The following is a 26,242-nucleotide window of genomic DNA, read 5'->3' as shown; positions in this document are numbered from 1 at the left end:
ATACATAAAAAAAGAGCCTTTTTGAATATTCGAAAAGGCTCTTTTTTTATATAAATTGATATTGTTATCCATTCATAGAAATTAAAAACTCATCGTTATTTTTTGAGAATTTAATTCTATCATTAATAAATTCCATTGCTTCTATAGGGTTCATATCTGCCAAATATTTACGCAATACCCACATTCTTTGTACGGTTTTATCATCTAACAATAAATCATCACGTCTTGTAGAAGATTTAATCAAATCAATAGCAGGATAAATACGTCTGTTAGAAATATTTCTATCTAACTGTAGCTCCATATTACCAGTTCCTTTAAACTCTTCAAAAATAACTTCGTCCATTTTAGAACCAGTTTCAGTAAGTGCAGTTGCAATAATGGTTAAAGATCCACCACCTTCTATATTTCTAGCAGCACCAAAGAAACGTTTTGGTTTGTGCAATGCATTAGCATCGATACCACCAGAAAGTATTTTTCCAGATGCAGGTGCCACAGTATTGTAAGCTCTTGCCAAACGTGTAATAGAATCTAAAAGAATTACCACATCATGCCCACATTCTACCAAACGTTTTGCTTTTTCTAAAACAATATTTGCAACACGAACGTGTTTGTCTGCAGGTTCATCAAAAGTAGAAGCAACCACTTCACCACGAACACTTCTTTGCATATCTGTAACCTCTTCAGGTCTTTCATCAATCAACAAAACAATTTGATAAACTTCTGGGTGATTCTTGGCAATGGCATTGGCAACATCTTTTAAAAGCATTGTTTTACCCGTTTTTGGTTGGGCAACAATCATACCTCTCTGTCCTTTACCAATAGGCGAAAATAAATCGATAATTCTTGTGGATAAAGAACTACCTCTTTCTGCTAAATCGAACTTTTCTTGAGGAAATAAAGGTGTTAAATGCTCAAAAGAAACACGATCTCTAACAATATTAGGATTTAATCCGTTTATTTTTGATACTCTAATTAAAGGGAAATATTTTTCGCCTTCTTTTGGCGGACGAACATTACCTCTAACAGTATCTCCAGTTTTTAATCCAAATAATTTAATTTGAGATTGAGATACATAAATATCATCTGGTGATGATAGATAATTATAATCAGAAGAACGTAAAAAACCATAACCATCAGGCATCATTTCTAAAACACCTTCACTTTCTATAATACCATCAAATTCAAAATCAGGATCTTTATACCTATTGTTAGATTTATTACCCCTACTTACTGCAGGTTTTTTATCTCTACTATTGTCTTTAGACCTAGGTTTGTTATTCTGTTGAGGATTATTTTTATTTTGATTATTATTTCTTGGTTGATTCTTGTTGTTATTATTTCTTGGTTGATTGTTATGAGTAGGTTTTTGCTCTTTAACATCTTTCTTAACTTCCTTAACTTCCTTAACTTCGATATTTTTCTCAGTTTCGGGTTTAGGTTCGTTAATAACTTCTTTTTTAGTAGCTTTTTTAACTACAGGTTTTTTTGCAGTTGTAGTTTCTTTAGGTAAAGTTTCTTTACTTGCTTGGGTTGTATCTGCGGGTGCTTTCTTAACAACTCTTTTTCTTTTTGGTTTTTCTACCTTGGGCTTCTCTTCAGTGGGTGCTGTTTTTTTTGCAGCTGAAGGGTCAGAAGCCTGTTTATCTAATATTTGGTATACTAATTCTAATTTTTTTAATTGGCTTGTTTTTGTTAAACCAATAGATTTTGCAATTACTTGTAAGTCAGTAAGTTTTTTTGCTTTTAGTTCAGAAATTTCGAACATTTATATATTAATTAAGTTATAATAAATCTTAAACACTTAATACGTTTAAAAATTGTTTGTTTGAGTTTATAGTATTGTATATAGTACTATACAATATTGTTGTGCGGTTCTAATATTACAAATATATACTTTTTTTTTCACTTTTAACTTTTCTTTTTTTGAAAAAGAAATTCTACTTTTGTTTTACAATATATATTTATGATTCAAAGAATACAAACCATTTATTTATTATTAGCATCTATAGTTTCTGGAGGATTAATTTTTGTATTTAATTTATGGAATACAATTAAAGAAAAAATATTTGTTGTAAATTTGTTTTCGAAAGAGGAAATTACGTATAAAGTAATTCCTTTTATGTTCATTATGTCTGCTATTTTATCAATTGTAACCGTTTTTTTATATCAAAACAGAAAACTACAATTTGTAATAGGGCGTATAATTATTTTGATAAATCTTTTTTTATTAGGATTATTGATTTATTTGTCTCTAAATTTATCTGGAGAAACCGCAGTTTCAGAGAAAGGTATTGGGATGTTTTTACCAATTATAGTTATTTTGCTTATTGTTTTGGCAAATAAAGCTATTAAGAAGGATGAAGATCTTGTAAAATCTGTAGACAGATTGAGATAAAACTAACAAATAGTATATTTAGTGCGAAAAAAACCGAGATATTTCTCGGTTTTTTGCGTTTTTAAAAATAGTAGTTTTTCAAAAATTTAGAAATAGCACCAAAATTAAGAAAAATAGGTGTTTTTTAATATATTGATAATTAGCTATTTAAAGAGCTGCTCTCCCCATAAATGGGGAGGCTCCTCCCCATTTATGGGGAGAGAAAAATTTCACCATAAATGGGGATTGTGTAATATAAATAAGTAGTATAAATTTGTAGTGTAACAATGAAAGATAAGATTTACGTTCACGTAGCTGATGACCACAAAATAGTTATAGATGGTATTGAAGCTGTATTAAATACTGATGAGGATATAGAAGTTAAAGGATATTCTTTAACAGGCAAACAAGTTATAAGTTGGTTTGATAATCCAGAAAATAAGGCAGATGTTTTAGTTTTAGATATTACAATGCCCATTATTGATGGTATTGGTGTTTTACAACACTTTAAAGACAATAAAATCAATCAAAAAGTTGTCATTGTTTCTAGTTATGATGATATAAAAATTGTTCAAGAAATGTTAAATCTTGGTTGCAATGCTTACATCACTAAAAATAATGCAGGAGAATTTATAATCGATGCTATAAAAGCGGTTATGAGAGGAGAGCAATTTTTTACGCCTAAAATTCAGACAGAATTAATAAAAGCTTTATCAGGACAAAAAACTGAAGAGGGTGATTTACCAGATAAGTATTTAATTGAAAGTTTAAGCGATAGAGAATTAGAAGTATTAAGATTAATAACAAAACAGTATAATACACCAGAAATAGCAGATTTGCTAAATCTTGGTATAAGTACAATAGATTCACATAGAAAAAAATTATTAAAAAAATTAAAAGTAAAAAATTCAGTAGGTTTAGCAATGTATGCAGTAAAAAATAAAATCGTCTAAATTATTATATCAAATCTTTAACTTAAAGTGCTAGTTAACCCCTAGAAGATTTGATATGTTTTCCCCAATGTTATCTACCTTTTATTGTATGCATTGTAAAACCTACTTTTATCAAATTATTATTAATAGTATAATTTTAAAACAAAAACCATGAAAAAAATTAGTGTATTTACCTTAGTAGCCGCAGTTAGTTTAGCATTTTCTTCTTGTTCTAATGAAGAAACCACAACTTTAGAAAACAATTCATTTAGTTTATTGAAAACCTACCAAATTAAAAGGGATGCAACAGGTGCATATTCTATTGATTTTGACGTAGAAAACAATACTAAAGTAGATAAATATTCAGACGGAAATAATAATGAATTTTTATTGTCTTCGGCTAAAATAGCGCAAACAGAAAAAAGTATTTCTCAAGATTTAATTATTGATAATAATAATTTAGAAGTTAGCTTTGTAGACGCTAATACTAATCAAAAATCTTTTATATCTATTTCTGATGATAATATTATACTTCAAAGAAAAGGTAATGACACTAAATTAGCATCATACAGTGTAACAGGTAACCAAGATGGTACTTATAATTTGTTTTTTGATGTAAAGGACAACGTAGATGTTTCTTTTGTATATAATGAATCAATTAATACTTACGAGGTGCATTTAGAAGACGGTGCTGGAGGAGAAATTAGTTACTCTAGAACCTTAGAAAAAGAAGAAGGGAAACCATTAAAAATTGATTTTGTAAATTATATTAGTAATCCAAACGCAAAATCTGCTGAATTAGAAATGATTAGAAAGCCTAAGGTGATAATTGATAGTTTTGTTGATTAATTATAAATTTACAAGTGATATTTTAGTTGAAAAAAATAGCTTTGATACTTTTTTATTTTAGTGTATGTCAAGTTTTTGCTTTTGACATTATAAATAATGATACTGAGGAATTCTTAAATAGTAGACATTCTTCAGTATCCTTATTTAAAAAAGATTCAACAACACTTCAATTGGAATATAATAAAGTGTTAAATAGTTATGAAAATGAAGATTTTTTTTCAGCTTTAGATAATGCTTTAAAATTACGAGATAAAAGTAAAGAAGAAAAAAATTATTATATAACTTACAAGTGCTTATATTTAATAGGAAATATTTATGAAATAACCAACAAATTTAATGAATCTTTAAATAATTATAAGGAATCATTAAAGTTTTTTGAGATTACGGTAAAAGAGAAGCGAAGTTCAGACTTGATTTTGGATCATGATTATATCAAAACATTATTTAAAATAGGTAATTTGTACTTCATGTTATCTGTATCAATTGAAGAGAATAATAAGCTTAATTATTTGGATAGTACTAAAATCTATTATCAAAAAATAATAGACTTACCAAATTTGAATAAAAATATTGAAAATATAAAGGCTAGTACCTACAGTAATCTTTCAGGTATATTTGAGCAAGATTCAATTTTTGATAAGTCAGAAGAGTATGTAAGAAAAGCTATAGAAATTCACAAAAAGTATAATAACAAACTAGGCGAAGCAAAATCTCTAAATAATTTAGCCAATGTGTACTTATCTCAAAAAGAATATCAAAAGTCTAAAGACATTTATTTAGAAGCCTTAAAATTAATAGAAAATAATAGCGACTCAAAAGCATTTAGAACAAAAGCTGATTTACATTATAATTTGGCTTGGGCTATGAGAAACTTGGAGGATTACAAAGCTTATGATCATCAAGAGAAATCTTATGAAATTCAAGACGCTATTAGAGACAAAGAAATTAGCACAATTGTTGAAGAATTGGGGAGAAAGTATGACTTTAACTCAAAAAAAGAAATTCTATTAGAGAAAGAAGAAAATAAAAGATTAAAGCAACAACGAACCTTTTGGGTTTTAGGCGTTGTAGCTCTATTGATTATTTCATCCTTAACATATATCATCAATTTAAATAAATTAAAACAGAAGAATTTGGCATTAAGTTTTTCACAAAAAGAATTGCTTAAAAACCAAGAAATAGAAAAGATTAAATCAGAATCTCAAGCAAGAATTTTAAACGCAACTATAGATGGTAAAGAGTCTGAGAGAAAACAAATAGCAGAAACATTACATGATAGTGTAAGCGCCTTATTATCTTCTGCAAATTTACATTTACAAGCAACACGAAAACAATTTAATGGCAACACACCTATAGAAATTGATAAAACACAACGAATTATTGAAGAGGCATCAGATAAAGTAAGGGGTTTATCTCATAACTTAATGTCTTCAGTTTTATTGAAATTTGGCTTGAAGTTCGCTATTAGAGATCTTTCAGATAAATTTTCTAATTCAGAATTAACAATACATACAGATATTGCTGAAATTAGAAGATATGACCAGTCCTTTGAAATTAAAGTCCACAACATAATTTTAGAATTTGTAAACAATGTAATAAAACATAGCAAAGCAAATAATGCACTAGTACAATTAAAAGAAGAAAATAAAGTGCTTTTTCTCAAAATTTCTGATGATGGCATAGGTTTCGATAAAAATAAAATCGATGTAAAGGATGGTTTAGGAATCAATCAAATAGAAGCCAGAATACAAATGATGAAAGGTAAATTTGATATAGATTCTTCTAAAAATAATGGTACAAAAATTTCTGTAGAAATTCCTGTTTTAGAAAAAGAAGAACTTAACCTCGTTTAGCCAATTCAATAATTTCTAAATTTTTAATATCTCCCTCTACTATCTGTAGTCGAAGCATGGTTCTAATTTTATGAAAACCATGTTTCCCTGCAGCCCCAGGATTTAGGTGTAATAAATTTAACTTTTTGTCATATTGTACTTTTAAAATATGAGAATGTCCAGCAATAAATATTTTTGGTGGATTTTTACGAAGCTCTTCACGAATTCTTAAATTATATTTATTCGGATATCCACCTATATGAGTCATCCAAACAGAAACATTTTCAACATTAAATTTGTTGTCTAAAGGAAATTCAGCTCTAGCATCTTTATCATCAATATTACCATAAACCGCTCGTAAAGGTTTTATTTTTTTTATAGCATCTGTTACCTTTAAATTCCCAATATCGCCAGCATGCCAAACTTCATCCGCTTGTTTTACAAACTTTAAAATTTGATCATCAATATAACTATGTGTGTCAGATAATAATAAGATTTTTTTCACATTTCAAAAGTAATCATAACAAAATAAATTATGTAATTTTGGTCTCTTCAAAAACACATTTTCTTGAGATATTTTATAGAGCTTTCTTACAATGGAAAAAATTATCATGGTTGGCAAATTCAGCCAGATGTTATTTCTGTACAAGAAAAATTAAATAATGCACTAAGTACAATTTATCAAGAAAAAATAGAAGTTGTGGGTGCTGGAAGAACAGATACTGGAGTGCATGCAACACAAATGTTTGCTCATTTTAATATTGATAAACCATTAAAAGATAAAATTGTATTTAAATTGAACTCAATTTTACCAAACGATATTTCTGTACAACAGGTTTTTTTGGTCGATGATGAAAAACACGCAAGATTTGATGCGAGTTCTAGAAGTTACGAATACAAAATTTGGTTGGGTAGAAATCCGTTTTTGTTAGATTTTTCTTGGCAGATTCATTCGCAAAAACCAAATATAGATTTAATGAATGAAGCTGCTAAATTACTTTTAGAATACTCAAATTTCCAAACTTTTTCTAAAGTAAAAACAGAAGTGTACACTTTTAATTGCGATGTTACAGAAGCTTTTTGGCAACAAAAAGGAGACGAACTAACGTTCCATATTTCTGCAAATCGTTTTTTAAGAAATATGGTAAGAGCAATTGTTGGTACTTTAATTGATGTTGGTTTAGGCAAATTATCTGTAGATGATTTTAGAAAAATTATAGAAAGCAGAAATAGAGGAAAGGCAGGATTGTCAGTTCCTGCAAAAGGATTATTTTTAACAAATATAAAATACTAAGTTTTGGCAAATAAAACAGGAAATGCTTTCGATATGCAAATTTTTAAAAGACTAATGTCTTTTGCAAAACGTTATCGTTTGTATTTTTTTATTGCATCTACGTCTACCATTCTTTTAGCCATGTTTTCGGTATTATCACCTTTGGTGCTCATTAATACTGTAAACGATTACATTTTAACCAACGATAAACAAGGATTACTGAATTATACCCTGTTAATGTTAGCTATTCTATTGGTAGAAGTCTTGTTACAATTCACCTTTATATATTTTGCAAATTGGGTAGGTCAACATATTATTAGAGATATAAGAGCAAAGATATTTAGACATATTTTGCAATTTAAAATGTCTTATTTTGATAACAATTCTGTTGGGAAACTAGTTACTAGAGTTGTTTCTGACATCGAAACTATAGCCGCTTTTTTTAGTAATGGGGTGTTTACGATTTTGAGTGATATTCTTAAAATGTTTGCAGTAACTGTAGTAATGTTAGTGCTAAATTGGAAACTAGCATTAATCACTTTATCAATTTTACCCATCTTAATTTATGCTACAAAATTATTTCAAGTTGCCATAAAAGCTACTTTTCAAGAAGTTAGAAATCAAGTTGCCAATTTAAACGGATTTGTTCAAGAGCGAGTAACTGGTATGAAAATTGTACAATTGTTTAATCGTGAAAGTATTGAATATCAGAATTTTAAAGAAATTAACGATAAGCACAAAAAAGCCAATATTAAAACCATTTGGTATTTTTCAATCTTTTTTCCTATTGCAGAAATTTTATCTTCTATTGGTATTGGATTGATTGTTTGGTTTGGAGGTGGACAAGTAATTCAAGATTCCGATATTTCTATTGGTATGGTTATGGGCTTCATTCAGTTTGCACAAATGCTATTTAGGCCTTTACGTCAAATTGCAGATAAATTCAATCAATTACAAATGGGAATTGTAGCTGGTGAGCGTGTGTTTAAAGTTATTGATACAGATAGTAGTATTGCTAAAAACGGAACGATTAAAGCTGAAAATTTACAAGGTAATATTAGCCTAAAGGATGTAAGATTTAGTTATATTAAAAACGAAGAAGTTTTAAAAGGGGTTAATTTAGAGGTAAAAAGTGGACAAACCATTGCTATTGTTGGGGCAACAGGAGCAGGTAAATCTACAATTATCAACTTAATCAATCGTTTTTATGAAATTGATTCGGGTACAATTGCTATAGATAATGTTTCTGTAAGTGATTATACTTTAGAGAGTTTACGAAATCAAGTAGCCATAGTATTGCAAGATGTATTTTTATTTTCAGATTCTATTCTAAATAATATCACTTTAAAAAATGAAAGTATCACTGTAGAAGAAGTAGAAAAAGCTGCAAAACAAATTGGTATTCACGATTTTATAATGACGCTGCCTGGAGGTTATAACTATAATGTTAAAGAAAGAGGAGCCATGCTATCTTCAGGACAAAGACAGTTAATTGCCTTTTTAAGAGCTTATGTAAGCAAGCCAAGTATTTTAATTTTAGACGAAGCAACCTCTTCTGTAGATGCTCACGCAGAGCAAATGATTCAGTATGCAACAGATACCATTACAAAAGACAGAACCTCTATTGTAATAGCCCACAGATTGGCAACCATACAAAAAGCAGATCAAATTATTGTAATGGATAAAGGATTGATTGTAGAAAAAGGTTCGCACCAAGAATTGTTAGAAAAAGAAAGTGGTTATTATAAAAATTTATACGACAAGCAATTTAGTTTAGATGTAGCCTCGTAATTTCAACTACATCAAATCACTTTTTAGTTTTTCATTCAATTCATCTGGTGTGGTATACAGTACAAACTCACCATCTTTTATATAAGAAATTTCTCCAGTTTCTTCAGAAACTAATAAACAAACAGCATCTGTTTTTTCACTAATTCCTATGGCTGCTCTGTGTCGTAAACCAAAACGTGCAGGTATTTTTGTACTATCAGATATGGGTAAAACCACTCTTGTAGCCACTACATAATTGTCTCTAATAATGGTTGCACCATCGTGTAAAGGACTGTTTTTAAAAAAAATACTTTCTAAGATTACCTCATTAACCAAAGCATTCATTTGGTCGCCAGTATTAATCAAGAAATCTAAACCATTGGTACGTTCAATAACAATTAAGGCACCTGTTTTAGTTTTAGACATATTTGTACAAGCTTTTATAATTTTTTCGGTCTCAATTTCTGAACTAATTTCGGTTTGTAAAAACTTCAATTGTCTTAAAAGGCTTTTTTTGTTAGAAAAGTTTGTTGTACCAATCATCAATAAAAACTTTCTAATTTCTTGTTGAAATACAATAATAAGTGCAATGACACCCCCAGAAAGCAAATAGCCTAAAATACCACTTAACATTTCCATTTTTAAAGCCTGTGTTACTTTCCAGATTAAGAAAATAAGTGCAATACCAATAAAAATGTTAATGGCAACTGTGCCTTTAAGTAGTTTGTAAATATAGTAGAGTAGTATGGCTACTAATAAAATATCTAGCACATCTAAAAAAGAAAAAGGCACAAAATCTAACATAAAATAGCTACTGATTTTAGGTAAAAGTACTAATAAATTTTGTGAGTACCATATCAGTTTTGCATATCAGCATCTGATAATAATAAAGGATATTTTTCTCTAAGATTTTTAATTTTTACTGCTATAGATTTATCTTGTTGGTTAGATTTTTTAAAATCATCCAATAGGCTTTCATAATTTTGATTATAAAGGTTTACACCTAATCTATTTCGTAAATGGGTATATGCAGCATTTAAGTGGTCTAAAACCGAAATGTAAGTTTCATAATTAGCAGTTCTATCGGTTTTTACAGAAATAAATGCTTTAGAAGGATGATCTGAAGAGGTAGAGAGTTGTTTGCCTTTGCACCAATTACAAGGTGTATTGTTTTGGTCTAAACCGCCTGCATTGTCAATAAAATCAATAGCAATTTGTTTTACATCATTTAATTTAACAATTTCACCATCAATAAATAACTCGTTTCTAAGATTGATGTTTACTTCTAAAATATTTTTTTCTTTAATCCGAATGTTTTCTGTTATTTTTTCTTTTTTCGGAATTTTTCTAATAATTCCAGATTCTACATCCATAGTTGTGGTTACTAAAAAGAAAATTAATAATAAAAATGCAATATCCGCCATTGAACCTGCATTAATTTCTGGAGATTCTTTTCTACTCATAATACCTAGTTTTTAAAAGTTAATATATTTGATTTTTTTTCCTCTTGATAAATTCAAGAAGTTTATTAAAGTTTAGGTAAGTTGAGTTAACATTTTTTTAACAAAAAGAATGCCAAATAAATATGCAGACCATTTTAACACTCCTTTTTTTACCAATTCTTTTTTGTTTTGTAATTTTAGACAAAACTAATCTAACCTAAAAAATGAAGAAATTTTCCCTTTTATTTATCGCAATTTCTATGCTGTTTTCTGCATGTAATACATCAAAAAAAACAGAAAAATCTAAAGACACTTTTGTTGTAGATAACTATACTAAAAAAGAAATAGATATTGCAATGAGAGATGGTGTTAAACTCCATACCACTATTTATTCGCCAAAAGATACCTCTAAAGAATATCCAATTATCATGCAAAGAACACCTTATAGTTCAAGACCTTATGGTGAGGATATGAAAACTAAAATTGGCCCAAATATTCATTTAATGAAAGAAGGTAATATTATTGTTTATCAAGATGTTAGAGGTAGATGGATGAGTGAAGGTGTTTATGATAATATGCGAGCGTACAAACCAAATAAAAAAGATAATGAATCTGATGAGGTTTCTGATACTTATGATACTATTGATTGGTTGGTGAAAAACGTAGAAAATAATAACGGAAATGTAGGTACTTGGGGAATTTCATATCCTGGACATTATGCAACCATTTCTGCAATAGATGCGCATCCTGCATTAAAAGCTGCTTCTCCACAAGCTTGTATTGGCGATTTTTTCTTTGATGATTTTCATCACAATGGAGCGTTTTTATTGAGTTATTTTAGAGCAATTTCATTATTCGGAACGTATAAAGACACTCCAACAGATTCGGCTTGGTATTCTTTTCCAAAAATGAATTCGCAAGATCAATATCAATTTTTCTTAGATAAAGGACCTTTAAAAAACTTAAATGAATACTTTCAATATGATAAATTAGATGTAAACTCAACAGCATCTAAAGACAAAATTGATGATTTTTTCTGGAAAGAAATTGTGGAACATCCAAATTACGACTCAGTTTGGCAAAGCAAAGGTATTATCCAACATATGAATAAAGTACCAAGCTCTGTAGCTACTATGATTGTTGGGGGTTGGTTTGATGCAGAAGATTTATACGGACCTTTAGAAACCTATAAAGGAATCGAAAAAAACGGAAAAGACAATTACAATACTATGGTTTTTGGGCCTTGGGATCATGGAAAATGGGCAAGAAATACGGTTAAAAATACAGTAGGTAATTATTATTTTGGCGATTCTATTTCTTTAAAATTCCAATCAGAAATAGAAACAAAATTCTTTAACCATTTTCTAAAAGGTAAAGGTGATAAAAATTCAGGTTTACCAGAAGCCTATGTTTTTGATTCTGGTAAAAAAGAATGGAAATCTTATGATGCTTGGCCACCAAAAAATGTGGTGAAACAAAATTTTTATCTAACAGAAAACAATAGATTGGTAGTTGCACCTCCTGTACATAAAAACTATATCAAACCAATACAATTTATTAGTGATATTAAAAGACCTGTACCTTATTCTGAGGATATTAAAACCGTTTTTACACCTCGTAAATACATGACAGACGATCAGCGTTTTGCAGCAAGAAGACCAGATGTTTTGGTTTTTGAAACGGATGTTTTAACTGAAGACTTTACATTAGCTGGTGATATATTAGCAAAATTAAAAGTGGCTACCACTGGTACAGCAGCAGATTGGATTGTAAAAGTTATTGATGTGCATCCTTCTGATATTAAAGAAGATAATGAGGGTTTACAAGATCATTTAAAAATGAGTAATTATCATTTAATGGTTAGAAGCGAGGTTTTAAGAGGGCGTTTTAGAAATAGTTTTGCAAAACCAGAACCTTTTATACCAAACAAAAAAACAGCTGTAAATATTAAATTGCAAGATGTTTTTCATACGTTTAAAAAAGGACACAAATTGCAAATACAAGTGCAAAGTACTTGGTTTCCTTTAATCGATTTAAATCCGCAGACTTATGTAGATAATATTTATAAAGCAGACGAGGCAGACTTTAAAACTCAAACGCACACTGTTTTTACAGATTCTAGTATTGAGTTTTCAGTTTTAAAAGATTAGTTTTTAGAGACAAGAGGTAAGAGGTAAGAAAAAAGATAAAAGAAACCTATGTATTCTATGTTTCTATGTGTTAGATTTTTTTAAACACAAAACACGAAAAATTATTATCATCAGAATAAAATTATAAACCAATATAAAAAATGAAAAAATCATTATTAATTATATTACTTGTTTTTATTTTTCAAATAAATGCGCAAGAAAAAGCTGTACCCGTTTTTAAAGATGGTGAAGCTCAGATTGTAGAAGCTTTTAGTGATTCTAAAAATTGGATTCGTCACGATTTATGGGTAGAAACAAGTTTTGATACAGATGGGGATGGAAAATTAGACAGAGTTCACGTAGACGTTACAAGGCCAAAGCAAACAGAAACGGAAGGTTTAAAATTACCTATTGTTTACGAATCGAGTCCTTATTATGCAGGAGTAGCAAGTGGAGGAAAAGAATTATTTTGGAATGTAAAACACGAATTAGGAGAACAAGTGCCAGAACCAACTCGTTCTGAAGTTAAAAGAAGGGGAAAAAGACCAATTATTTCGAATTCTCAAATTAAAACTTGGGTGCCAAGAGGTTATATTGTAGTGCATTCTTCTTCTCCAGGAACAGGTTTGTCTGATGGTTCACCAACCGTTGGTGGAGATAATGAATCTTTAGCACCAAAAGCGGTTATAGAGTGGCTAAATGGAAAAGCAAAAGGTTATGCTTCTAGAACAGGAAACCAAGAAGTTAAAGCATTTTGGTCTACAGGAAAAGTAGGTATGACAGGAACTTCTTATAATGGAACAATTCCTTTGGCTGCAGCAACAACAGGAGTAGAAGGTTTAGAAGCTATCATACCAATTGCACCAAATACTTCTTATTATCATTATTATCGTTCAAATGGTTTGGTACGTTCACCTGGTGGATATTTAGGTGAAGATATTGATGTTTTGTACGATTTTATCCACAGTGGAAAAGAAGAAAATCGTGCAAGAAACAACAAAGTTGTTAGAGATACAGAATTGGTTAACGGAATGGATAGAGAAACTGGAGATTATAATGATTTTTGGTCTGGACGTGATTATTTGAATGATATGCAACCAATGAAAGCTGCATTATTAATGTCTCACGGATTTAATGATTGGAATGTAATGCCAGAGCATAGTTATAGAATTTATAAGAAAGCATCAGAAATGGGCTTACCCACCCAGATTTATTATCATCAAAATGGTCATGGAGGTCCACCACCAATAAAAATGATGAATCGTTGGTTTACTAAATATTTACACGGAATTGAAAACGGAGTAGAAAACGATTCCAAGGCATGGATTGTAAGAGAAAATGATAAAAGAAGTGAACCAACAGCCTATGAAAATTACCCAAATCCTGAAGCAAAAGAGGTTACCTTGTTTTTAAAAGGTGGAGCTCCTAAAATAGGAAGCCTATCCTTAGATAATTTAGACTCAAAAGGAAAAGAAACTCTGGTAGATAATTATTCATTTTCTTCAGAAGCACTTGCGCAGGCAGATTATACAAATCATCGATTGTTATATGTTTCTCCAATTTTAAAAGAAGATCTTCATATTTCAGGAATTCCATCAATAACCATAAAAGCTGCAAGCTCTGCTGAGGCTGTAAATTTATCTGTTTATTTAGTTTCTTTACCATGGAATAAAGGCAGAAGAACAAAAATAACCGACAACATTATTACTCGGGGTTGGGCAGATTTACAAAATCATAAATCATTAAGAGAAAGTAAACCTTTACAAATAGGTAAGTTTTATGAAATGACTTTTGATTTACAGCCAGATGATCAAATTATCAAAAAAGGACAACAAATTGGATTAATGATTTTTTCTTCTGATAATAACTTTACCTTATTGCCAGAACCAGGAACAGAGCTCACAGTTGATTTAGAAAACACAAGAATTACAATTCCTATTGTGGGTGGAGTAACAGCATTTAAAAAAGCCATTGATTAAGATGATAAATTTATGTTTAAAACAATCTTTTTATTATTTTGTTTTTTTTTGATTGTAATGAATTGTAACAGTCAAGACTTCAAAAAACATCAATGGAATAATAGAGTCTTATTAGTTTTTACTGATGATAAGGCTGATGTAAATTTGCAAAAACAAATCATTAATTTATCAAAAGAGAAAAAAGGACTCATCGAAAGAAGAGTAAAAATTTATCGGTTTGTAAAAAATGAATTTAAGGTTGATTTTAAGACGAATTGGACTTCATCAAAAGTAAAAGAGAACAAATACAAAAATGAATCAGAAAGCTTTAAAATTGTTTTAATAGGGTTAGATGGAGGGATTAAATTAAAACAAAATGATATCTTAACCACTAAAAAATTATTTGCCATTATTGATAGAATGCCAATGCGAAAAAGTGAAATTAGAAATAATAACTAATTAACAGTATAAGCTTTTAAAATATTATTTTTGCGAAATGTTTAAACCAAGAATAGAGTTAGAGCCCGATGATTTTTATATAAATGAGCAAGGCTACAAAGTTTTCACAGAAAAATATCACCTAAAGAGAGGATATTGTTGTAAAAGCGGTTGTAAACATTGTGCTTATGGTTATGATAAAAAAACAGATAGTTTTAAATAGTGACTTTTTATATTATTTGGGGTCGTATAAGAGTAGAAAATAAATCAAAAGAAATGATAAAAAGAATTTTAGTGTTGGTTATTGCAATTCAGTTTGTAGGTTGTGCTGAGTTACAAAAAATAGCAAGTCAATTGCCAAATGGACAAGGAGGCGTTTTGACTCAAGAGCAAATTGGTAATGGTTTACGTCAAGCATTAGACAATGGTATACAAAATCAAGTAACTAAATTAACGGCTAAAGACGGCTTTTATAGAAACGAATTGGTTAAAATAATCTTGCCAGAAGAATTACAAGCTGTAGATAAAGGTTTACGAAAAGTAGGTTTAGGTAATTTAGCAGACGAAGGGATAAAAGTATTAAACAGAGCAGCAGAAGGTGCTGTAAAAACTGCAACACCTATTTTTGTAAATGCTGTTAAAGAAATTACATTTAACGATGCTAAAAATATATTACTAGGTAAGCAAAATGCGGCTACAAGTTATTTGCAAAGCAAAACAAATGATAAATTGTATCAAAGCTTTAGCCCTGTAATTAGCCAATCTTTTGCAAAAGTGGGTGCAGATAAAATTTGGAGTAACTTAATTACTAGATATAATGCAATACCTTTTACAAAAAATGTGAACCCAGATTTAACTTCGTATGTTACAAAACAAGCTCTAAAAGGGGTTTTTACAATGATTGAGGTTGAAGAAAAAGGAATTAGAGAAAAAGTAGGACTTAGAAATACAGCTTTGTTGCAAAAAGTTTTTGCTTTACAAGATAACAGATAATATTAGTGATTTTAATTTTTTTTAAGAAATCTTAAAGCAAAAAATACCTTGTTGTTTTTTTGTTTGTAAAATGTTGATTTTTAGTGAATATTAATTATATTTGAAACAATCAATCTTCCATATTATGTATTACAAACAACACTTATCGCAACTTAAACAACGTTTACATCAACAATATCATCATTTAGTTGAAGTATCTAATAGTTATAGATTCTTAGATGAAACCCTAAGTGATTTGGCAGCATTTAAAGCAATGAAGCTTTTAAGGAAATTAAATAAATTACAATATTTAGAAAGAGAAGTTACTGTGTAAATTAGTGATTTAAAATCATACAATGTTAATAAAAATCAGTATTTTTATAATTGTAAATGTGTAAATATTTTATGATATCTTAAAAGTATGTCATCCCATCATATATACATTTCAGACTACAAGTTCTCAAATTTTACCAGTAAATAAACCCTTATCATTGATTGGGGATCAATGAGGTCTAAGAAATTATTTTTATTTTATTTAAATTAATAATTTCTTAGACTTTTTATTGAACTTTAGTTTATGAAAGTGGTGGCAACAAGCTGAAAAATTCGTTAAACCAAGAATGATATTGATTGAATTTGATAATTTAGTATTTTTGATAAAAGAAACTCGAAATCAATATAGAAGCTCGAAAAATAGAATTTATTCAAGAATTTCTAAAACTTCAAAGCGAGGAAGCAATTTCCAAGCTTGAGAAAATATTGAAAAAGGAAAAAGACACTTCTGACGAAAGGCTTTTTAAGTCAATGACCATTAATGAGTTAAACAAACGAATTGACAAATCAGAATCGGATTTCAAAAACAATCGATTTAAAACAAGTTCTGAACTTTTTGCCAAATACGAATAATGAATTTTAAAATTATTTGATCCCACTTTTCGGAAACTCAACTTGACGAAATTTACCAATATTACGAAAAAAAAGCAAGTTTAATAGTTGCCACTAAAATTGTAACTGGAATAATTAAAGAATCGGAAAAAATTAATCAAAGCGTCTTTTATTGAACCAGAAGAAGAATTACTTAAAGATAGAGAAATTCAATATCGTTATTTGGTATTCAAAAACTACAAAGTGATATATTCGGTTGATGAACAAAACTGATTTATAAAAATTGCTGATGTTTTTGATAATCGACAAAATCCACCAAAAATAAAACGAACAAAATAAAGCCTGATTTCTAGCACCGTATATAATTTATTGCTAGTTCTAGCCTACTTATAAAAAACTTCTCGGATTTTCTATTCGGTTTTTATTTGTTAACTTTAGTACTGAAACCACACAACAAACCATATACAAACACACTAGTTTTTATCAATACTTACATAAGTACACACCATTGTAATTTAACAAATTGTACCTAGTTTAATAAGATTTCCATTTGTAGTTGTAGTTCTTTTGCCTTTTCTGCTGCAGCTATTGCAAAGTTTTCTGAGTTTGAAGCATATATTATTCCTCTAGAAGAATTAATTAATAAGCCAATATTTTCATTTAATCCATATTTACAAACATCTTGCAAATTACCTCCTTGAGCACCAACTCCTGGCACTAATAAAAAAGAATTTGGCACAATTTTTCTAATAGCTGCAAAATATTCTGCTTTTGTAGCCCCAACAACATACATTAAGTTTTCTGAATTTTGCCAGGTTTTAGAGGTTTCTAAAACATGTTTGTACAGCTCTTTATGATTAATGTTTTTGGTTTGAAAATCAAAAGCTCCTTCATTTGATGTTAAAGCCAACATAATGGTATGCTTGTTTTTAAAAGCTAAAAAAGGTTCAACAGAATCTTTACCCATATAAGGCGCAACTGTAACAGAATCAAAAGCTAAATCTTCAAAAAAGGCTTTTGCATACATGGTAGAAGTGTTTCCAATATCACCACGTTTAGCATCTGCAATAGTAAAAATTTCTGGATGATTTTCGTTGATGTAATTCATCGTTTTTGCCAAAGATTGCCAACCTTTTATACCATAAGCTTCATAAAAAGCCGTATTTGGTTTATAAGCAACACACAAATGATGCGTTGCATCAATAATGGCTTTATTGAATTCAAAAATAGGATCTTCTAAGGCTAATAAATGTTTGGGTATTTTATTTAAATCTACATCTAACCCAATACATAAAAATGATTTTTTTTGATTTATTTGTGATACAAGTTCTTGTGTTGTCATTATTTTTGTTTTCAATGGTACAAAAGTACTATTTTTAATGTTTAAGATTTGTAAGATTTTTTGCTTTTAATAGACAAATTTCAAATGAAAAAAATATTTCTAATCATCTTTATTACGCTTGTTGGTTGCAATATAGATTATCCTAAACAGTTTTCAGAAAAAGCAAACCTAGAAATGTTAATTGGTGTAAACAACTCAAAAATAACATTAAGAGAAGTTTTACATCAACATAAAGGAAAAAAAATAGTAATTGATGTTTGGGCTTCTTGGTGTAAAGATTGTATTGTAGGGTTTCCAAAAGTAAAAGATTTGCAGGCAGAATTTCCAGATGTAGTTTATCTTTTTCTTTCTGTAGACATCAGCAATTCTTCTTGGAAAAAAGCAATACAAAAATATAACTTAACAGGCGAACATTACAATTTACCACAAGGAATGAACGATGGTGATTTTGTAGATTTTATTAATTTAGGTTGGATACCCAGGTATATGGTTATTGATGAAGAAGGAGAGATAACACTCTTTAAAGCGACCAATACATCTGATAAAAACATTAGAAAAGCCCTACAAATAGAGTAGGTAAAACGTTTTAGTAACTATTTTTTTTTCTGAGTTCTATTTAGGTAACATTTCTTAAATTTACAGGTAAATAAATCTATAATTATGAGACAAAAGATAGTAGCTGGAAATTGGAAAATGAACAATGATAAACAAGAAACCAAAACTTTAATTGAGGATGTAAAAACCGAAATTGAAAATTTATCATTAGAAAATACAAGAGTTATTGTGGCACCTTCATTCGTAAATTTAGAATCAGCTGTAAACTTGGCAGAAGGTTCTAGTATCGAAGTTGTTGCACAAAATATGCATCAAGCAAAAAGTGGCGCATACACAGGTGAGATTTCTGCAGATATGTTAAAATCTATTGGAATTAAATCTGTTATTTTAGGGCATTCAGAAAGAAGAACTTATTTTGGTGAAACAGACGAATTACTTGCAGAAAAAGTAAATGCTGTTTTAGAAAATGATTTAGAAACTATTTTTTGTTTTGGTGAGTTGTTAGAAGATAGAAAATCTGACAATCACTTTAATGTTGTAGAAAGTCAATTAAAAAATGCTTTATTTCATTTAGAGGCTAAAGATTGGTCAAGTATAGTGTTAGCATACGAGCCAGTTTGGGCAATTGGTACAGGAGAAACTGCAAGTCCAGAACAAGCACAAGAAATGCATGCATTTATTAGAAGTATTGTAGAAAAGCAATACAACAAAGAAGTTGCAGATAACGTATCTATTTTATACGGTGGTAGTGTAAAACCTGCAAATGCAGAAGAAATTTTCTCTAAACCAGATGTAGATGGAGGTTTAATTGGTGGTGCAGCTTTAAAAGCATCAGATTTTTCTGCAATTATAAAAGCAATTTAATAACGAAATTACTTACAAAACGTATAAATTTGCGTCAAGATTTAATTCTTGACGCTTTTTTTATGATGGATAATATTTATATAGAATACAATTTTACGGTAACACCTAAAGAACCTGCAACAGAAATTTTAATTGCAGAATTAGGTAATGTGGGTTTTGAGAGTTTTGTTGAAAACGAAGTTGGAGTTACTGCTTACATTCAGAAAGACGAATATTATGACGATATTTTAAACGATATTTTTATTTTAAATTCAGATGAATTTCAGATAGAATATCAAAAGAAAGAAGTGGCACAAACCAACTGGAATGCAGAGTGGGAAAAGAATTTTACTCCCATTCAGGTAGATGAATTGGTAAGTGTTAGGGCACCTTTTCATGATAATCTAAATTTAAAATATGATATTGTCATCGAACCTAAAATGAGTTTTGGTACTGGGCATCACGAAACCACTCACATGATGATTCAGCATCTGTTAAAACTAGATTTAGCTGATAAAAGCGTTTTAGATATGGGTTGTGGAACTGGTATTTTAGCCATTTTTGCAGCAATGAAAAATGCGAATCCTATTGATGCCATTGATATTGATAATTGGTGTTATGAAAATTCATTAGAAAATGTAGACCGTAACAATTGTAAACACATTTCTGTTTTTAAGGGTGATGCTTGTCTTTTAGGCGATAAAACTTATGATGTTATCATTGCCAATATCAACAGAAATATTTTGTTAAATGATATAAAAATTTACACTGAATGTTTAAATAAAAAAGGTACTTTATTGTTAAGTGGTTTTTATAAAGAAGATATTCCTGTAATTGACAATGAGGTTATTAAGTATAATTTAACACTTCAAAACCATATAGAAAGAAACAATTGGGTTGCATTAAAATACAATAAATTGTAATTTTGCTGTATGGGTACAAAAGAAAAAATACAAGAAGAAGTAGATGTTTTAGAGCAAGAAACCTATCAACATGAAATTGTGTTACATAATGATGATGTAAATACTTTTGATTTTGTAATAGAGTCTTTAATTAGTGTGTGCGATCACACTTTAGAACAAGCAGAACAATGTACCATTTTGGTGCATTATAAAGGAAAATGTACTGTTAAATCTGGTGAGTATAAAGATTTAGAACCAAGGTGTTCTAAATTGTTGCAACTAGGCTTATCTGCAGAACTAGTTTAAGATATGGAAAACGTATTTAAGTATTACGAGTTTTCTGATTTCTTTCAAGATCATTCAAAATCATTTTCGGGTAATGAAATTGCATATTCAGAATTAAATGCTACCCATTTTTTAATTTTTGAAAAATATTTAGAAACCTTTAATCTATACGTTTCTAAATATACTAATAAAACAGATATTGGCGTTAAACCACCTGAAATACTAGAGTTATTAGTAGAAAACTATGATAAAAGTATTCCTGAACATAGAATAGCCCTAAAACAATATTTAAATTAAACTCGAGAATTTCTCGAGTTTTTTATTTTTTATTAATAAAATAGTGACTTATTAAATTTGCTGTGTTTTATAAACAAATACTGCAAAGAAAAAGAACATTTAATAATAGTGGTTAGTTTTTATACTAAAGTTTGGTTAGACAAAAAGGCTCTTAACAATTGTTAAGAGCCTTTTTAATGATAATCTAAAAGGATTTGTAAACTATTTTTATTTTATATCCTTTACAAATTCTTTAACCATTCCATAAATAAGGGTGTCTTTATTATTTTCAATTTGTCTCCATTTAACCACTTGCATGAATGCTTTTTTGCCTTCTTTGTTTACAAATTCATCTTTTGAGTGCAAAATTTCTCCTGTAACAGCAACCGCTAAATCTTTTTCATAATATTCTTGGGCATGTTTTTTATCAAATAAGTCAAAATTATTTTTTCCAATATGCGCATACGCATCATAAGAAAATAAATGACCGAATTTTTCAGTATAAGAAGGGTTTACATACTGTGTAATAAATCGTTTTCCTCTTTTAACCTTTTGCCAAACAGGTAAAGGAAAACCTTCGTAATTTCTATTAAAAATAACCATATTTTCTTTTAAGCCCTTGCTTCTTTCTTGTAAGGTGGCATACTTAATTTTAACATTTTGATTTTCTGTTCTTAAAAAGTAGGTAGAAACTGTTAAAAATAGCAAAGATGCGTAGGTTATAATTTTATGTTTTTTTTCTAAGTTTGAAACCTTAAAAAGAATGTTTCTCGAATTGATAGCTAACTTTTTCATAATATTTATTTTTTAAGCACAAGAAAATAAATATTGTAAGAAGATATATTGACTTTATTAAATAAAGAACGATAACTACTTTTCAAGTTTTTTATTATACAACTGTATAATAAAAAGTTAAGGGCTACTAATGCAAATTTTGTTGTATTGTAAGGTGCAAGTGTTTTTTTTAGATCCATTGTTTTGGGGGATTTGGATTGTTTAAAATGATTTAATATGCTACATTATTAGTTTAAATTTATGTTGGTTTCAGATATGGTTTCTTTAACCATTCCATAAATTAAAGTATCTCTATTATCTTTGATGTCTCTCCATTTAAGTACTTTAAGTTGAATTACCTTACCTTCTTTATCAATTGACTTTACTATACTTTCTATCTTTTTGCCTATTATAGCAACAGCAATATCGCTTTCATAGTTAGATTGCGCAATTTTTTCTGGGTAATTGGCAAAGTTATTTTTACCAATTAAAGCATATTTATTGTATTGAAACAAATGCCCAAATTTGGATACATATATTGGGTTTACATACTGCATTATAAATTGGTCACCTCTTTTAACTTTTTGCCAAATAGCAAGCGGAAAACCTTCATAATTTCTATTAAAAATTACCATATTCTGTTTTAAGTTTTCATTTCTTTCTTGCAACATGGCATAATCTATTTTTATATCTTGATTTTCTGTTCTTAAGAAATAGGTAGATATAGTTAAAAAAAGTAAAGAAGCATAGGTAATAATCTTGTGTCTCTTCTCTAAATTAGAAACCGTAAATAGTATTTTTTTAGAATCAAAAGCTAACCTTTTCATAATTATCATTTTTAGGGGTAAATAAAAAATAAAGATTGTTAGATCGTTTTTTTGGGTAAGAAAGATCTAAATACAAAAAATTGAATATATTTTTATTAAATATGGCATATGCATTAGTTAGCAAATCTGCTAAATCAACCAATATTTTTAAAAAAGAATTCTGAAAAGAGTTTTTGTTAATTAACAATAAGTAATTAAAGTAAGCTTTTGTTGAAGATATTATTGCAGCAAAAATGAAAATACTTTTAACTAAGTATATAACACATTGAGACAAAAAGTCAATAAAATTAGTTTTTATTATATCCATGATTGGGGGAATTGGATTATTAAAATAACTAATATCTATAGTAAAACAGATAAGTATAAAACAAATATAAACATTAAAGATTTTTTTAACAACTAAAATTTAATTTTGTATGTTAAAATTTCGGTAATTATATTTTTTATAGTCTAGATTTTTGAATGTTTTTTATGGTAAACAAAAAAAACTTACCCTATTTAGGTAAGTTTTTGTGACTCCAGCAGGATTCAAACCTGCAACCCTCAGAGCCGAAATCTGATATTCTATTCAGTTGAACTATGGAGCCTTTTGTATTTTAAGAATACACTTTTAAGCCATTAATTTTTTCTTCACTAAGTTAGATATGGTTTTACCATCTGCTTGGCCTGCCAGTTCTTTAGAAACTACGCCCATTACTTTGCCCATATCTTTCATACCACTTGCACCTATTTTTTGAATGGTAGCAGCAACAACTTCTGCTATCTTTTCTTCAGATAAAGCTTCAGGTAAAAATTGTTCTAATACCTTAATTTCTTCTAATTCAGGTTCTGCTAAATCTTGCCTTCCTTGTTGTATAAAAACAGCAGCACTATCTTTTCTCTGCTTTACTTGTTTTTGAATAATTTTTAGTTCTTCATCAGCTGTCAACTCTTCTTGAACACCTGTTTCTGTTTTTGCTAATAAAAAGGCAGATTTTACTGCTCTTAAAGCCTGTAAAGCAACAGTATCTTTTGCTTTCATTGCTTTTTTCATTTGGTCCATTACTTCTTTCTGCAAACTCATTGTAGTCTTTTTAAATAATTATTTTTTAGTTTTTTTCAAATACAGTATTTTGTTTTTATAGTCAATAATGGCTTTGCCTTTTTGTAAAATATCGGCACCAATAATACCATGTACTTTTTTTGCTTTGTGTTGTACTAGTGCAGTATTTACATGAGATAAGTCAAATAAAACAATATTGAATTTTTTAGTACTCCATTTTGCAATCTTTAACGAATTTTTTTCAGATTGTTGCGTTTCCATATCAATAGCTCCAGCACCTGCAGCTTTGGTTTCACTATCTTGAGCATCTAAGTTAAAATATGCTATTAAATCTAAACCTACACATGAGTTGGATGCACCTGTATCTAAGATAAAACGTCCCTTTACGCCATTAATTTTTGCTTTTAGCTCTAAGTGATTGGTAGCAATTTTCTTTAGCTTTATTTTAACGTATTTGTTTTTTAGTAGTTTTTTACCAATGCTTTTCATCTTCTGCTCATCTATGCTCCAAAAATACAATTTAATACTATGATATAAAACCGTGAGTTATCTTATTTGTTTTAATTCTAAAAAGATGTTATTGATTTTTTGATTTGATATAATCATGATAATTGTTTATTTTTAGATTGAATTTAAATGAATTGATGATGAAAACTCCAAAAAGATTAGAACAAGCGTTGATAAAGTTGTACAACGCGTATCACAATAATAGATTAAATCCTGAAGATTGTACAGCTTGTGCAGTAGGAAATATATTAGATAATTACGATAGTTGGAAACATTTATCAGATCAGCATGGTTCTTTAAAATTGAGTTATGTGGGTAGAGTTCATCAAAACTTGGGAAGAAAATTTAATGGTTATTCTCCATTAGAATTATTACAGATTGAGAAAGTTTTCTTGGATGCTTGTGGTTTTAAAACACCTCTTTGTCATTATAATCAAAAACCCAAGGACACTACCTCTAATGATGTATTATTTAACGGACTCTCGGCTGTTGTTGAAGTATTATGTCAGTTAGATGATATGGAAAATGTTATGGATTATTCAAAACTTTTTGAGCAAGAGAATGGTGTTCCTATATATCACATAGATACATTTTTGGCATAGAGTGATACAGTTTTTGTATTGTACAGATACTTTTATAAAAATAAAAACCGATTCATATATTGAATCGGTTTTTTTATTTTGTTTGATAAAATTCTGAGTCTAGTTCAGAATAATGGATTGTTTATCCACCAAAATCATCAAAACGGATGTTTTCATCTGGAATACCAAAATCTTCTCCCATTTTTTGAACAGCTTTGTTCATTAATGGTGGTCCACAGAAATAAAGTTCAATATCTTCTGGTGAATCGTGATGATTTAAATAGTTTTCAATTACACAGTTGTGAATAAAACCAACAAATCCATCGCCTTCTGCATCAATATCTTTTTTAACTTTCCAATTATCTTCTTCCATTGGTTCAGATAATGCTAAGTAAAACTTAAAGTTTGGAAAATCTTTTTCTAATTTATAAAAATGATCTAAATAAAATAATTCTCTTTTAGAACGACCACCATACCAATATGTAACTTTTCTACCAGTTTTTAATGTTCTGAATAGATGATATAAATGTGATCTCATTGGAGCCATACCAGCACCACCACCAACATATAACATTTCTGCATCAGATTCGTTGATGAAGAATTCTCCATAAGGTCCGGATATTACACATTTATCACCTTTTTTCAAGTTAAAAATATAAGAAGATGCCACACCTGGATTTACATCCATCCAGCCATTTTTAGCTCTATCCCAAGGTGGAGTTGCAATACGAACGTTTAGCATAATTTCTCTACCTTCTGCTGGGTAAGAAGCCATAGAGTATGCACGTTCTACTAATTCATCATTTTTCATCACCAATGGCCATAAACCAAACTTATCCCATTCAGCTTGGAATTTATCTGGAGTTTCATGTTCCTCTGGGTGTGCTGTAATATCCATTTCAGAAAATTTCACTTCGCAAGGAGGAATTTCAATTTGAATATAACCACCAGCTTTATACCCCATATCTTCAGGAATTTCAACAACAAATTCCTTGATGAATGATGCAACATTATAGTTTCTTACAACAACTGCATCCCATTTTTTAATTCCAAAAACCTCTTCTGGAATCGTAATGTTCATGTCTTGTTTTACCTTAACTTGACAAGCTAAACGTGCTCCTGCTTTTAATTCTTTTTTAGTAAAGTGTGGTACTTCTGTTGGTAATGCTTCACCACCACCTTCTAATACATGACACTCACATTGAATACATGATCCACCACCACCACAAGCAGATGGCAAGAATATTTTTTCATTTCCAAGCGTAGTTAAAAGTGTGCTACCAGAACCTACTTCTATTTCTTTTTCTCCATTAATGGTAATTTTTACTGGACCAGAAGGAGATAATTTTTGTTTTACGAATAATAGTAATGTAACTAGTATCAGCGTTATTAATAAAAAAGCTGCTACTGTTGCAATTACTGTACCTGTTGTACCTGCTGCTAATATCATCTGC

Annotated in this window: 29 protein-coding genes and 1 tRNA gene; 19 read left to right on the top strand and 11 right to left on the bottom strand. The window is 29.2% G+C overall.

The annotated features are described in order from the left end of the window. Positions 1-64: 64 nt before the first annotated feature. Complete coding sequence (gene rho, locus SJY27_RS06200) at positions 65-1,765, bottom strand: transcription termination factor Rho (protein ID WP_397447386.1); 1,701 nt, start codon at positions 1,763-1,765, stop codon at positions 65-67. 198 nt (positions 1,766-1,963) lie between these two features. Between rho and SJY27_RS06195 the strand changes: the two genes are divergently transcribed. The 4 genes from SJY27_RS06195 (at position 1,964) to SJY27_RS06180 (ending at position 6,008) form a co-directional block, all read left to right on the top strand. Continuing rightward, the gene (locus SJY27_RS06195; RefSeq protein ID WP_397447385.1) at positions 1,964-2,395 is read left to right on the top strand and encodes a DUF4293 domain-containing protein; all 432 of its coding nucleotides are present in this window, start codon (positions 1,964-1,966) and stop codon (positions 2,393-2,395) included. A gap of 266 nt (positions 2,396-2,661) precedes the next feature. Beyond that, on the top strand, positions 2,662-3,327 hold the full coding sequence (locus tag SJY27_RS06190; protein ID WP_397447384.1) for a response regulator: 666 nt from the start codon (positions 2,662-2,664) through the stop codon (positions 3,325-3,327). Positions 3,328-3,477: 150 nt separating this feature from the next. Then, positions 3,478-4,155 carry a hypothetical protein gene (locus tag SJY27_RS06185; RefSeq protein ID WP_397447383.1) on the top strand — a complete coding sequence of 226 codons (678 nt, stop codon included), beginning with the start codon at positions 3,478-3,480 and terminating at the stop codon, positions 4,153-4,155. Between the two features lie 41 nt (positions 4,156-4,196). Next, positions 4,197-6,008 (top strand): tetratricopeptide repeat protein, encoded by a 1,812-nt coding sequence (locus SJY27_RS06180; protein ID WP_397447382.1) that lies wholly within the window; start codon positions 4,197-4,199, stop codon positions 6,006-6,008. Here SJY27_RS06180 and SJY27_RS06175 read toward each other — a convergent pair. Next, positions 5,995-6,492, bottom strand: a complete 498-nt coding sequence (locus SJY27_RS06175; protein WP_397447381.1) for a metallophosphoesterase family protein — start codon at positions 6,490-6,492, stop codon at positions 5,995-5,997. The genes SJY27_RS06180 and SJY27_RS06175 overlap by 14 nt on opposite strands. Before the next feature lie 63 nt (positions 6,493-6,555). Here SJY27_RS06175 and truA point away from each other — a divergent pair, with 63 nt between their 5' ends. Beyond that, positions 6,556-7,281, top strand: a complete 726-nt coding sequence (gene truA / locus SJY27_RS06170; protein WP_397447380.1) for a tRNA pseudouridine(38-40) synthase TruA — start codon at positions 6,556-6,558, stop codon at positions 7,279-7,281. Positions 7,282-7,284: 3 nt separating this feature from the next. Then, positions 7,285-9,051, top strand: coding sequence for an ABC transporter ATP-binding protein (locus tag SJY27_RS06165; RefSeq protein WP_397447379.1), 1,767 nt, complete (start codon positions 7,285-7,287; stop codon positions 9,049-9,051). Positions 9,052-9,057: 6 nt separating this feature from the next. On the opposite strand, the gene cdaA is transcribed toward SJY27_RS06165, so the two are convergent. Together cdaA and SJY27_RS06155 are read right to left on the bottom strand one after the other, a co-directional pair. Continuing rightward, the gene (gene cdaA, locus SJY27_RS06160; protein WP_397447378.1) at positions 9,058-9,834 is read right to left on the bottom strand and encodes a diadenylate cyclase CdaA; all 777 of its coding nucleotides are present in this window, start codon (positions 9,832-9,834) and stop codon (positions 9,058-9,060) included. Between the two features lie 53 nt (positions 9,835-9,887). Continuing rightward, positions 9,888-10,493, bottom strand: a complete 606-nt coding sequence (locus SJY27_RS06155; protein ID WP_397447377.1) for an ExbD/TolR family protein — start codon at positions 10,491-10,493, stop codon at positions 9,888-9,890. A 203-nt stretch (positions 10,494-10,696) separates the two neighbouring features. Here SJY27_RS06155 and SJY27_RS06150 point away from each other — a divergent pair, with 203 nt between their 5' ends. The 7 genes from SJY27_RS06150 to SJY27_RS06120 all read left to right on the top strand — a co-directional run bounded on the left by SJY27_RS06150 (position 10,697) and on the right by SJY27_RS06120 (position 16,875). Beyond that, complete coding sequence (locus SJY27_RS06150) at positions 10,697-12,622, top strand: CocE/NonD family hydrolase (protein WP_397447376.1); 1,926 nt, start codon at positions 10,697-10,699, stop codon at positions 12,620-12,622. A gap of 140 nt (positions 12,623-12,762) precedes the next feature. After that, a complete protein-coding gene (locus tag SJY27_RS06145; protein ID WP_397447375.1) occupies positions 12,763-14,580 on the top strand; it encodes a Xaa-Pro dipeptidyl-peptidase in 1,818 nt (605 codons plus the stop codon). A gap of 57 nt (positions 14,581-14,637) precedes the next feature. Next, a complete protein-coding gene (locus tag SJY27_RS06140) occupies positions 14,638-15,018 on the top strand; it encodes a DUF4174 domain-containing protein (protein ID WP_397447374.1) in 381 nt (126 codons plus the stop codon). Positions 15,019-15,055: 37 nt separating this feature from the next. Then, positions 15,056-15,220, top strand: coding sequence for a DUF5522 domain-containing protein (locus SJY27_RS06135; RefSeq protein WP_397447373.1), 165 nt, complete (start codon positions 15,056-15,058; stop codon positions 15,218-15,220). A gap of 53 nt (positions 15,221-15,273) precedes the next feature. Further along, positions 15,274-15,990 carry a DUF4197 domain-containing protein gene (locus SJY27_RS06130; protein WP_397447372.1) on the top strand — a complete coding sequence of 239 codons (717 nt, stop codon included), beginning with the start codon at positions 15,274-15,276 and terminating at the stop codon, positions 15,988-15,990. A 100-nt stretch (positions 15,991-16,090) separates the two neighbouring features. Then, positions 16,091-16,303 (top strand): hypothetical protein, encoded by a 213-nt coding sequence (locus tag SJY27_RS06125; protein ID WP_397447371.1) that lies wholly within the window; start codon positions 16,091-16,093, stop codon positions 16,301-16,303. Between the two features lie 425 nt (positions 16,304-16,728). Further along, positions 16,729-16,875: a hypothetical protein gene (locus tag SJY27_RS06120; protein ID WP_397447370.1), complete on the top strand. Its 147-nt coding sequence runs from the start codon at positions 16,729-16,731 to the stop codon at positions 16,873-16,875. Positions 16,876-17,383: 508 nt separating this feature from the next. On the opposite strand, the gene pyrF is transcribed toward SJY27_RS06120, so the two are convergent. Continuing rightward, on the bottom strand, positions 17,384-18,196 hold the full coding sequence (pyrF, locus tag SJY27_RS06115) for an orotidine-5'-phosphate decarboxylase (RefSeq protein ID WP_397447369.1): 813 nt from the start codon (positions 18,194-18,196) through the stop codon (positions 17,384-17,386). A gap of 84 nt (positions 18,197-18,280) precedes the next feature. Here pyrF and SJY27_RS06110 point away from each other — a divergent pair, with 84 nt between their 5' ends. From SJY27_RS06110 to SJY27_RS06090, 5 genes are all read left to right on the top strand, one after another. Next, complete coding sequence (locus SJY27_RS06110; RefSeq protein ID WP_397447368.1) at positions 18,281-18,772, top strand: TlpA family protein disulfide reductase; 492 nt, start codon at positions 18,281-18,283, stop codon at positions 18,770-18,772. Between the two features lie 84 nt (positions 18,773-18,856). Continuing rightward, positions 18,857-19,615: a triose-phosphate isomerase gene (gene tpiA, locus SJY27_RS06105; RefSeq protein WP_397447367.1), complete on the top strand. Its 759-nt coding sequence runs from the start codon at positions 18,857-18,859 to the stop codon at positions 19,613-19,615. A 65-nt stretch (positions 19,616-19,680) separates the two neighbouring features. Next, entirely contained in the window at positions 19,681-20,517 is an 837-nt protein-coding gene (prmA, locus tag SJY27_RS06100; protein WP_397447902.1) for a 50S ribosomal protein L11 methyltransferase, read from the top strand. Between the two features lie 9 nt (positions 20,518-20,526). Further along, a complete protein-coding gene (locus tag SJY27_RS06095; protein WP_397447366.1) occupies positions 20,527-20,802 on the top strand; it encodes an ATP-dependent Clp protease adaptor ClpS in 276 nt (91 codons plus the stop codon). Positions 20,803-20,805: 3 nt separating this feature from the next. Next, the gene (locus tag SJY27_RS06090; RefSeq protein ID WP_397447365.1) at positions 20,806-21,078 is read left to right on the top strand and encodes a hypothetical protein; all 273 of its coding nucleotides are present in this window, start codon (positions 20,806-20,808) and stop codon (positions 21,076-21,078) included. Positions 21,079-21,285: 207 nt separating this feature from the next. On the opposite strand, the gene SJY27_RS06085 is transcribed toward SJY27_RS06090, so the two are convergent. The 5 genes from SJY27_RS06085 to SJY27_RS06065 form a co-directional block, all read right to left on the bottom strand. After that, positions 21,286-21,852 carry a hypothetical protein gene (locus SJY27_RS06085; RefSeq protein WP_397447364.1) on the bottom strand — a complete coding sequence of 189 codons (567 nt, stop codon included), beginning with the start codon at positions 21,850-21,852 and terminating at the stop codon, positions 21,286-21,288. A 227-nt stretch (positions 21,853-22,079) separates the two neighbouring features. After that, positions 22,080-22,658 carry a hypothetical protein gene (locus tag SJY27_RS06080; protein WP_397447363.1) on the bottom strand — a complete coding sequence of 193 codons (579 nt, stop codon included), beginning with the start codon at positions 22,656-22,658 and terminating at the stop codon, positions 22,080-22,082. Positions 22,659-23,171: 513 nt separating this feature from the next. Continuing rightward, positions 23,172-23,245 (bottom strand) — tRNA-Arg (locus SJY27_RS06075). A gap of 23 nt (positions 23,246-23,268) precedes the next feature. Beyond that, positions 23,269-23,721, bottom strand: a complete 453-nt coding sequence (locus SJY27_RS06070) for a GatB/YqeY domain-containing protein (RefSeq protein ID WP_397447362.1) — start codon at positions 23,719-23,721, stop codon at positions 23,269-23,271. Positions 23,722-23,739: 18 nt separating this feature from the next. Then, positions 23,740-24,189 (bottom strand): retropepsin-like aspartic protease, encoded by a 450-nt coding sequence (locus SJY27_RS06065; protein ID WP_397447361.1) that lies wholly within the window; start codon positions 24,187-24,189, stop codon positions 23,740-23,742. Between the two features lie 158 nt (positions 24,190-24,347). Here SJY27_RS06065 and SJY27_RS06060 point away from each other — a divergent pair, with 158 nt between their 5' ends. Continuing rightward, on the top strand, positions 24,348-24,809 hold the full coding sequence (locus SJY27_RS06060; protein ID WP_397447360.1) for a Na(+)-translocating NADH-quinone reductase subunit F: 462 nt from the start codon (positions 24,348-24,350) through the stop codon (positions 24,807-24,809). Positions 24,810-24,930: 121 nt separating this feature from the next. On the opposite strand, the gene nqrF is transcribed toward SJY27_RS06060, so the two are convergent. Then, complete coding sequence (nqrF, locus tag SJY27_RS06055; RefSeq protein WP_397447359.1) at positions 24,931-26,238, bottom strand: NADH:ubiquinone reductase (Na(+)-transporting) subunit F; 1,308 nt, start codon at positions 26,236-26,238, stop codon at positions 24,931-24,933. Between the last annotated feature and the right edge of the window lie 4 nt (positions 26,239-26,242).

The sequence above is a fragment of the Polaribacter sp. R77954 genome, from assembly GCF_044595335.1.
Classification (GTDB): Bacteria; Bacteroidota; Bacteroidia; order Flavobacteriales; family Flavobacteriaceae; genus Polaribacter.
This window is presented reverse-complemented; position numbering and strand designations above follow the sequence as displayed.

Excerpts from the sequence above, each read along its gene's own strand:
- SJY27_RS06130 (WP_397447372.1), top strand. The coding sequence starts at position 15,274 with ATGATAAAAAGAATTTTAGTGTTGGTTATTGCAATTCAGTTTGTAGGT.
- pyrF (WP_397447369.1), bottom strand. The coding sequence starts at position 18,196 with ATGACAACACAAGAACTTGTATCACAAATAAATCAAAAAAAATCATTT.
- nqrF (WP_397447359.1), bottom strand. The coding sequence starts at position 26,238 with ATGATATTAGCAGCAGGTACAACAGGTACAGTAATTGCAACAGTAGCA.
- SJY27_RS06060 (WP_397447360.1), top strand. The coding sequence starts at position 24,348 with ATGAAAACTCCAAAAAGATTAGAACAAGCGTTGATAAAGTTGTACAAC.
- rho (WP_397447386.1), bottom strand. The coding sequence starts at position 1,765 with ATGTTCGAAATTTCTGAACTAAAAGCAAAAAAACTTACTGACTTACAA.
- tpiA (WP_397447367.1), top strand. The coding sequence starts at position 18,857 with ATGAGACAAAAGATAGTAGCTGGAAATTGGAAAATGAACAATGATAAA.
- SJY27_RS06135 (WP_397447373.1), top strand. The coding sequence starts at position 15,056 with ATGTTTAAACCAAGAATAGAGTTAGAGCCCGATGATTTTTATATAAAT.
- SJY27_RS06140 (WP_397447374.1), top strand. The coding sequence starts at position 14,638 with ATGAATTGTAACAGTCAAGACTTCAAAAAACATCAATGGAATAATAGA.
- SJY27_RS06195 (WP_397447385.1), top strand. The coding sequence starts at position 1,964 with ATGATTCAAAGAATACAAACCATTTATTTATTATTAGCATCTATAGTT.
- SJY27_RS06095 (WP_397447366.1), top strand. The coding sequence starts at position 20,527 with ATGGGTACAAAAGAAAAAATACAAGAAGAAGTAGATGTTTTAGAGCAA.
- SJY27_RS06190 (WP_397447384.1), top strand. The coding sequence starts at position 2,662 with ATGAAAGATAAGATTTACGTTCACGTAGCTGATGACCACAAAATAGTT.
- SJY27_RS06155 (WP_397447377.1), bottom strand. The coding sequence starts at position 10,493 with ATGAGTAGAAAAGAATCTCCAGAAATTAATGCAGGTTCAATGGCGGAT.
- SJY27_RS06185 (WP_397447383.1), top strand. The coding sequence starts at position 3,478 with ATGAAAAAAATTAGTGTATTTACCTTAGTAGCCGCAGTTAGTTTAGCA.
- SJY27_RS06080 (WP_397447363.1), bottom strand. The coding sequence starts at position 22,658 with ATGAAAAGGTTAGCTTTTGATTCTAAAAAAATACTATTTACGGTTTCT.
- SJY27_RS06070 (WP_397447362.1), bottom strand. The coding sequence starts at position 23,721 with ATGAGTTTGCAGAAAGAAGTAATGGACCAAATGAAAAAAGCAATGAAA.
- SJY27_RS06090 (WP_397447365.1), top strand. The coding sequence starts at position 20,806 with ATGGAAAACGTATTTAAGTATTACGAGTTTTCTGATTTCTTTCAAGAT.
- prmA (WP_397447902.1), top strand. The coding sequence starts at position 19,681 with ATGGATAATATTTATATAGAATACAATTTTACGGTAACACCTAAAGAA.
- SJY27_RS06150 (WP_397447376.1), top strand. The coding sequence starts at position 10,697 with ATGAAGAAATTTTCCCTTTTATTTATCGCAATTTCTATGCTGTTTTCT.
- SJY27_RS06145 (WP_397447375.1), top strand. The coding sequence starts at position 12,763 with ATGAAAAAATCATTATTAATTATATTACTTGTTTTTATTTTTCAAATA.
- cdaA (WP_397447378.1), bottom strand. The coding sequence starts at position 9,834 with ATGTTAGATTTTGTGCCTTTTTCTTTTTTAGATGTGCTAGATATTTTA.
- SJY27_RS06085 (WP_397447364.1), bottom strand. The coding sequence starts at position 21,852 with ATGAAAAAGTTAGCTATCAATTCGAGAAACATTCTTTTTAAGGTTTCA.
- SJY27_RS06065 (WP_397447361.1), bottom strand. The coding sequence starts at position 24,189 with ATGAAAAGCATTGGTAAAAAACTACTAAAAAACAAATACGTTAAAATA.
- SJY27_RS06110 (WP_397447368.1), top strand. The coding sequence starts at position 18,281 with ATGAAAAAAATATTTCTAATCATCTTTATTACGCTTGTTGGTTGCAAT.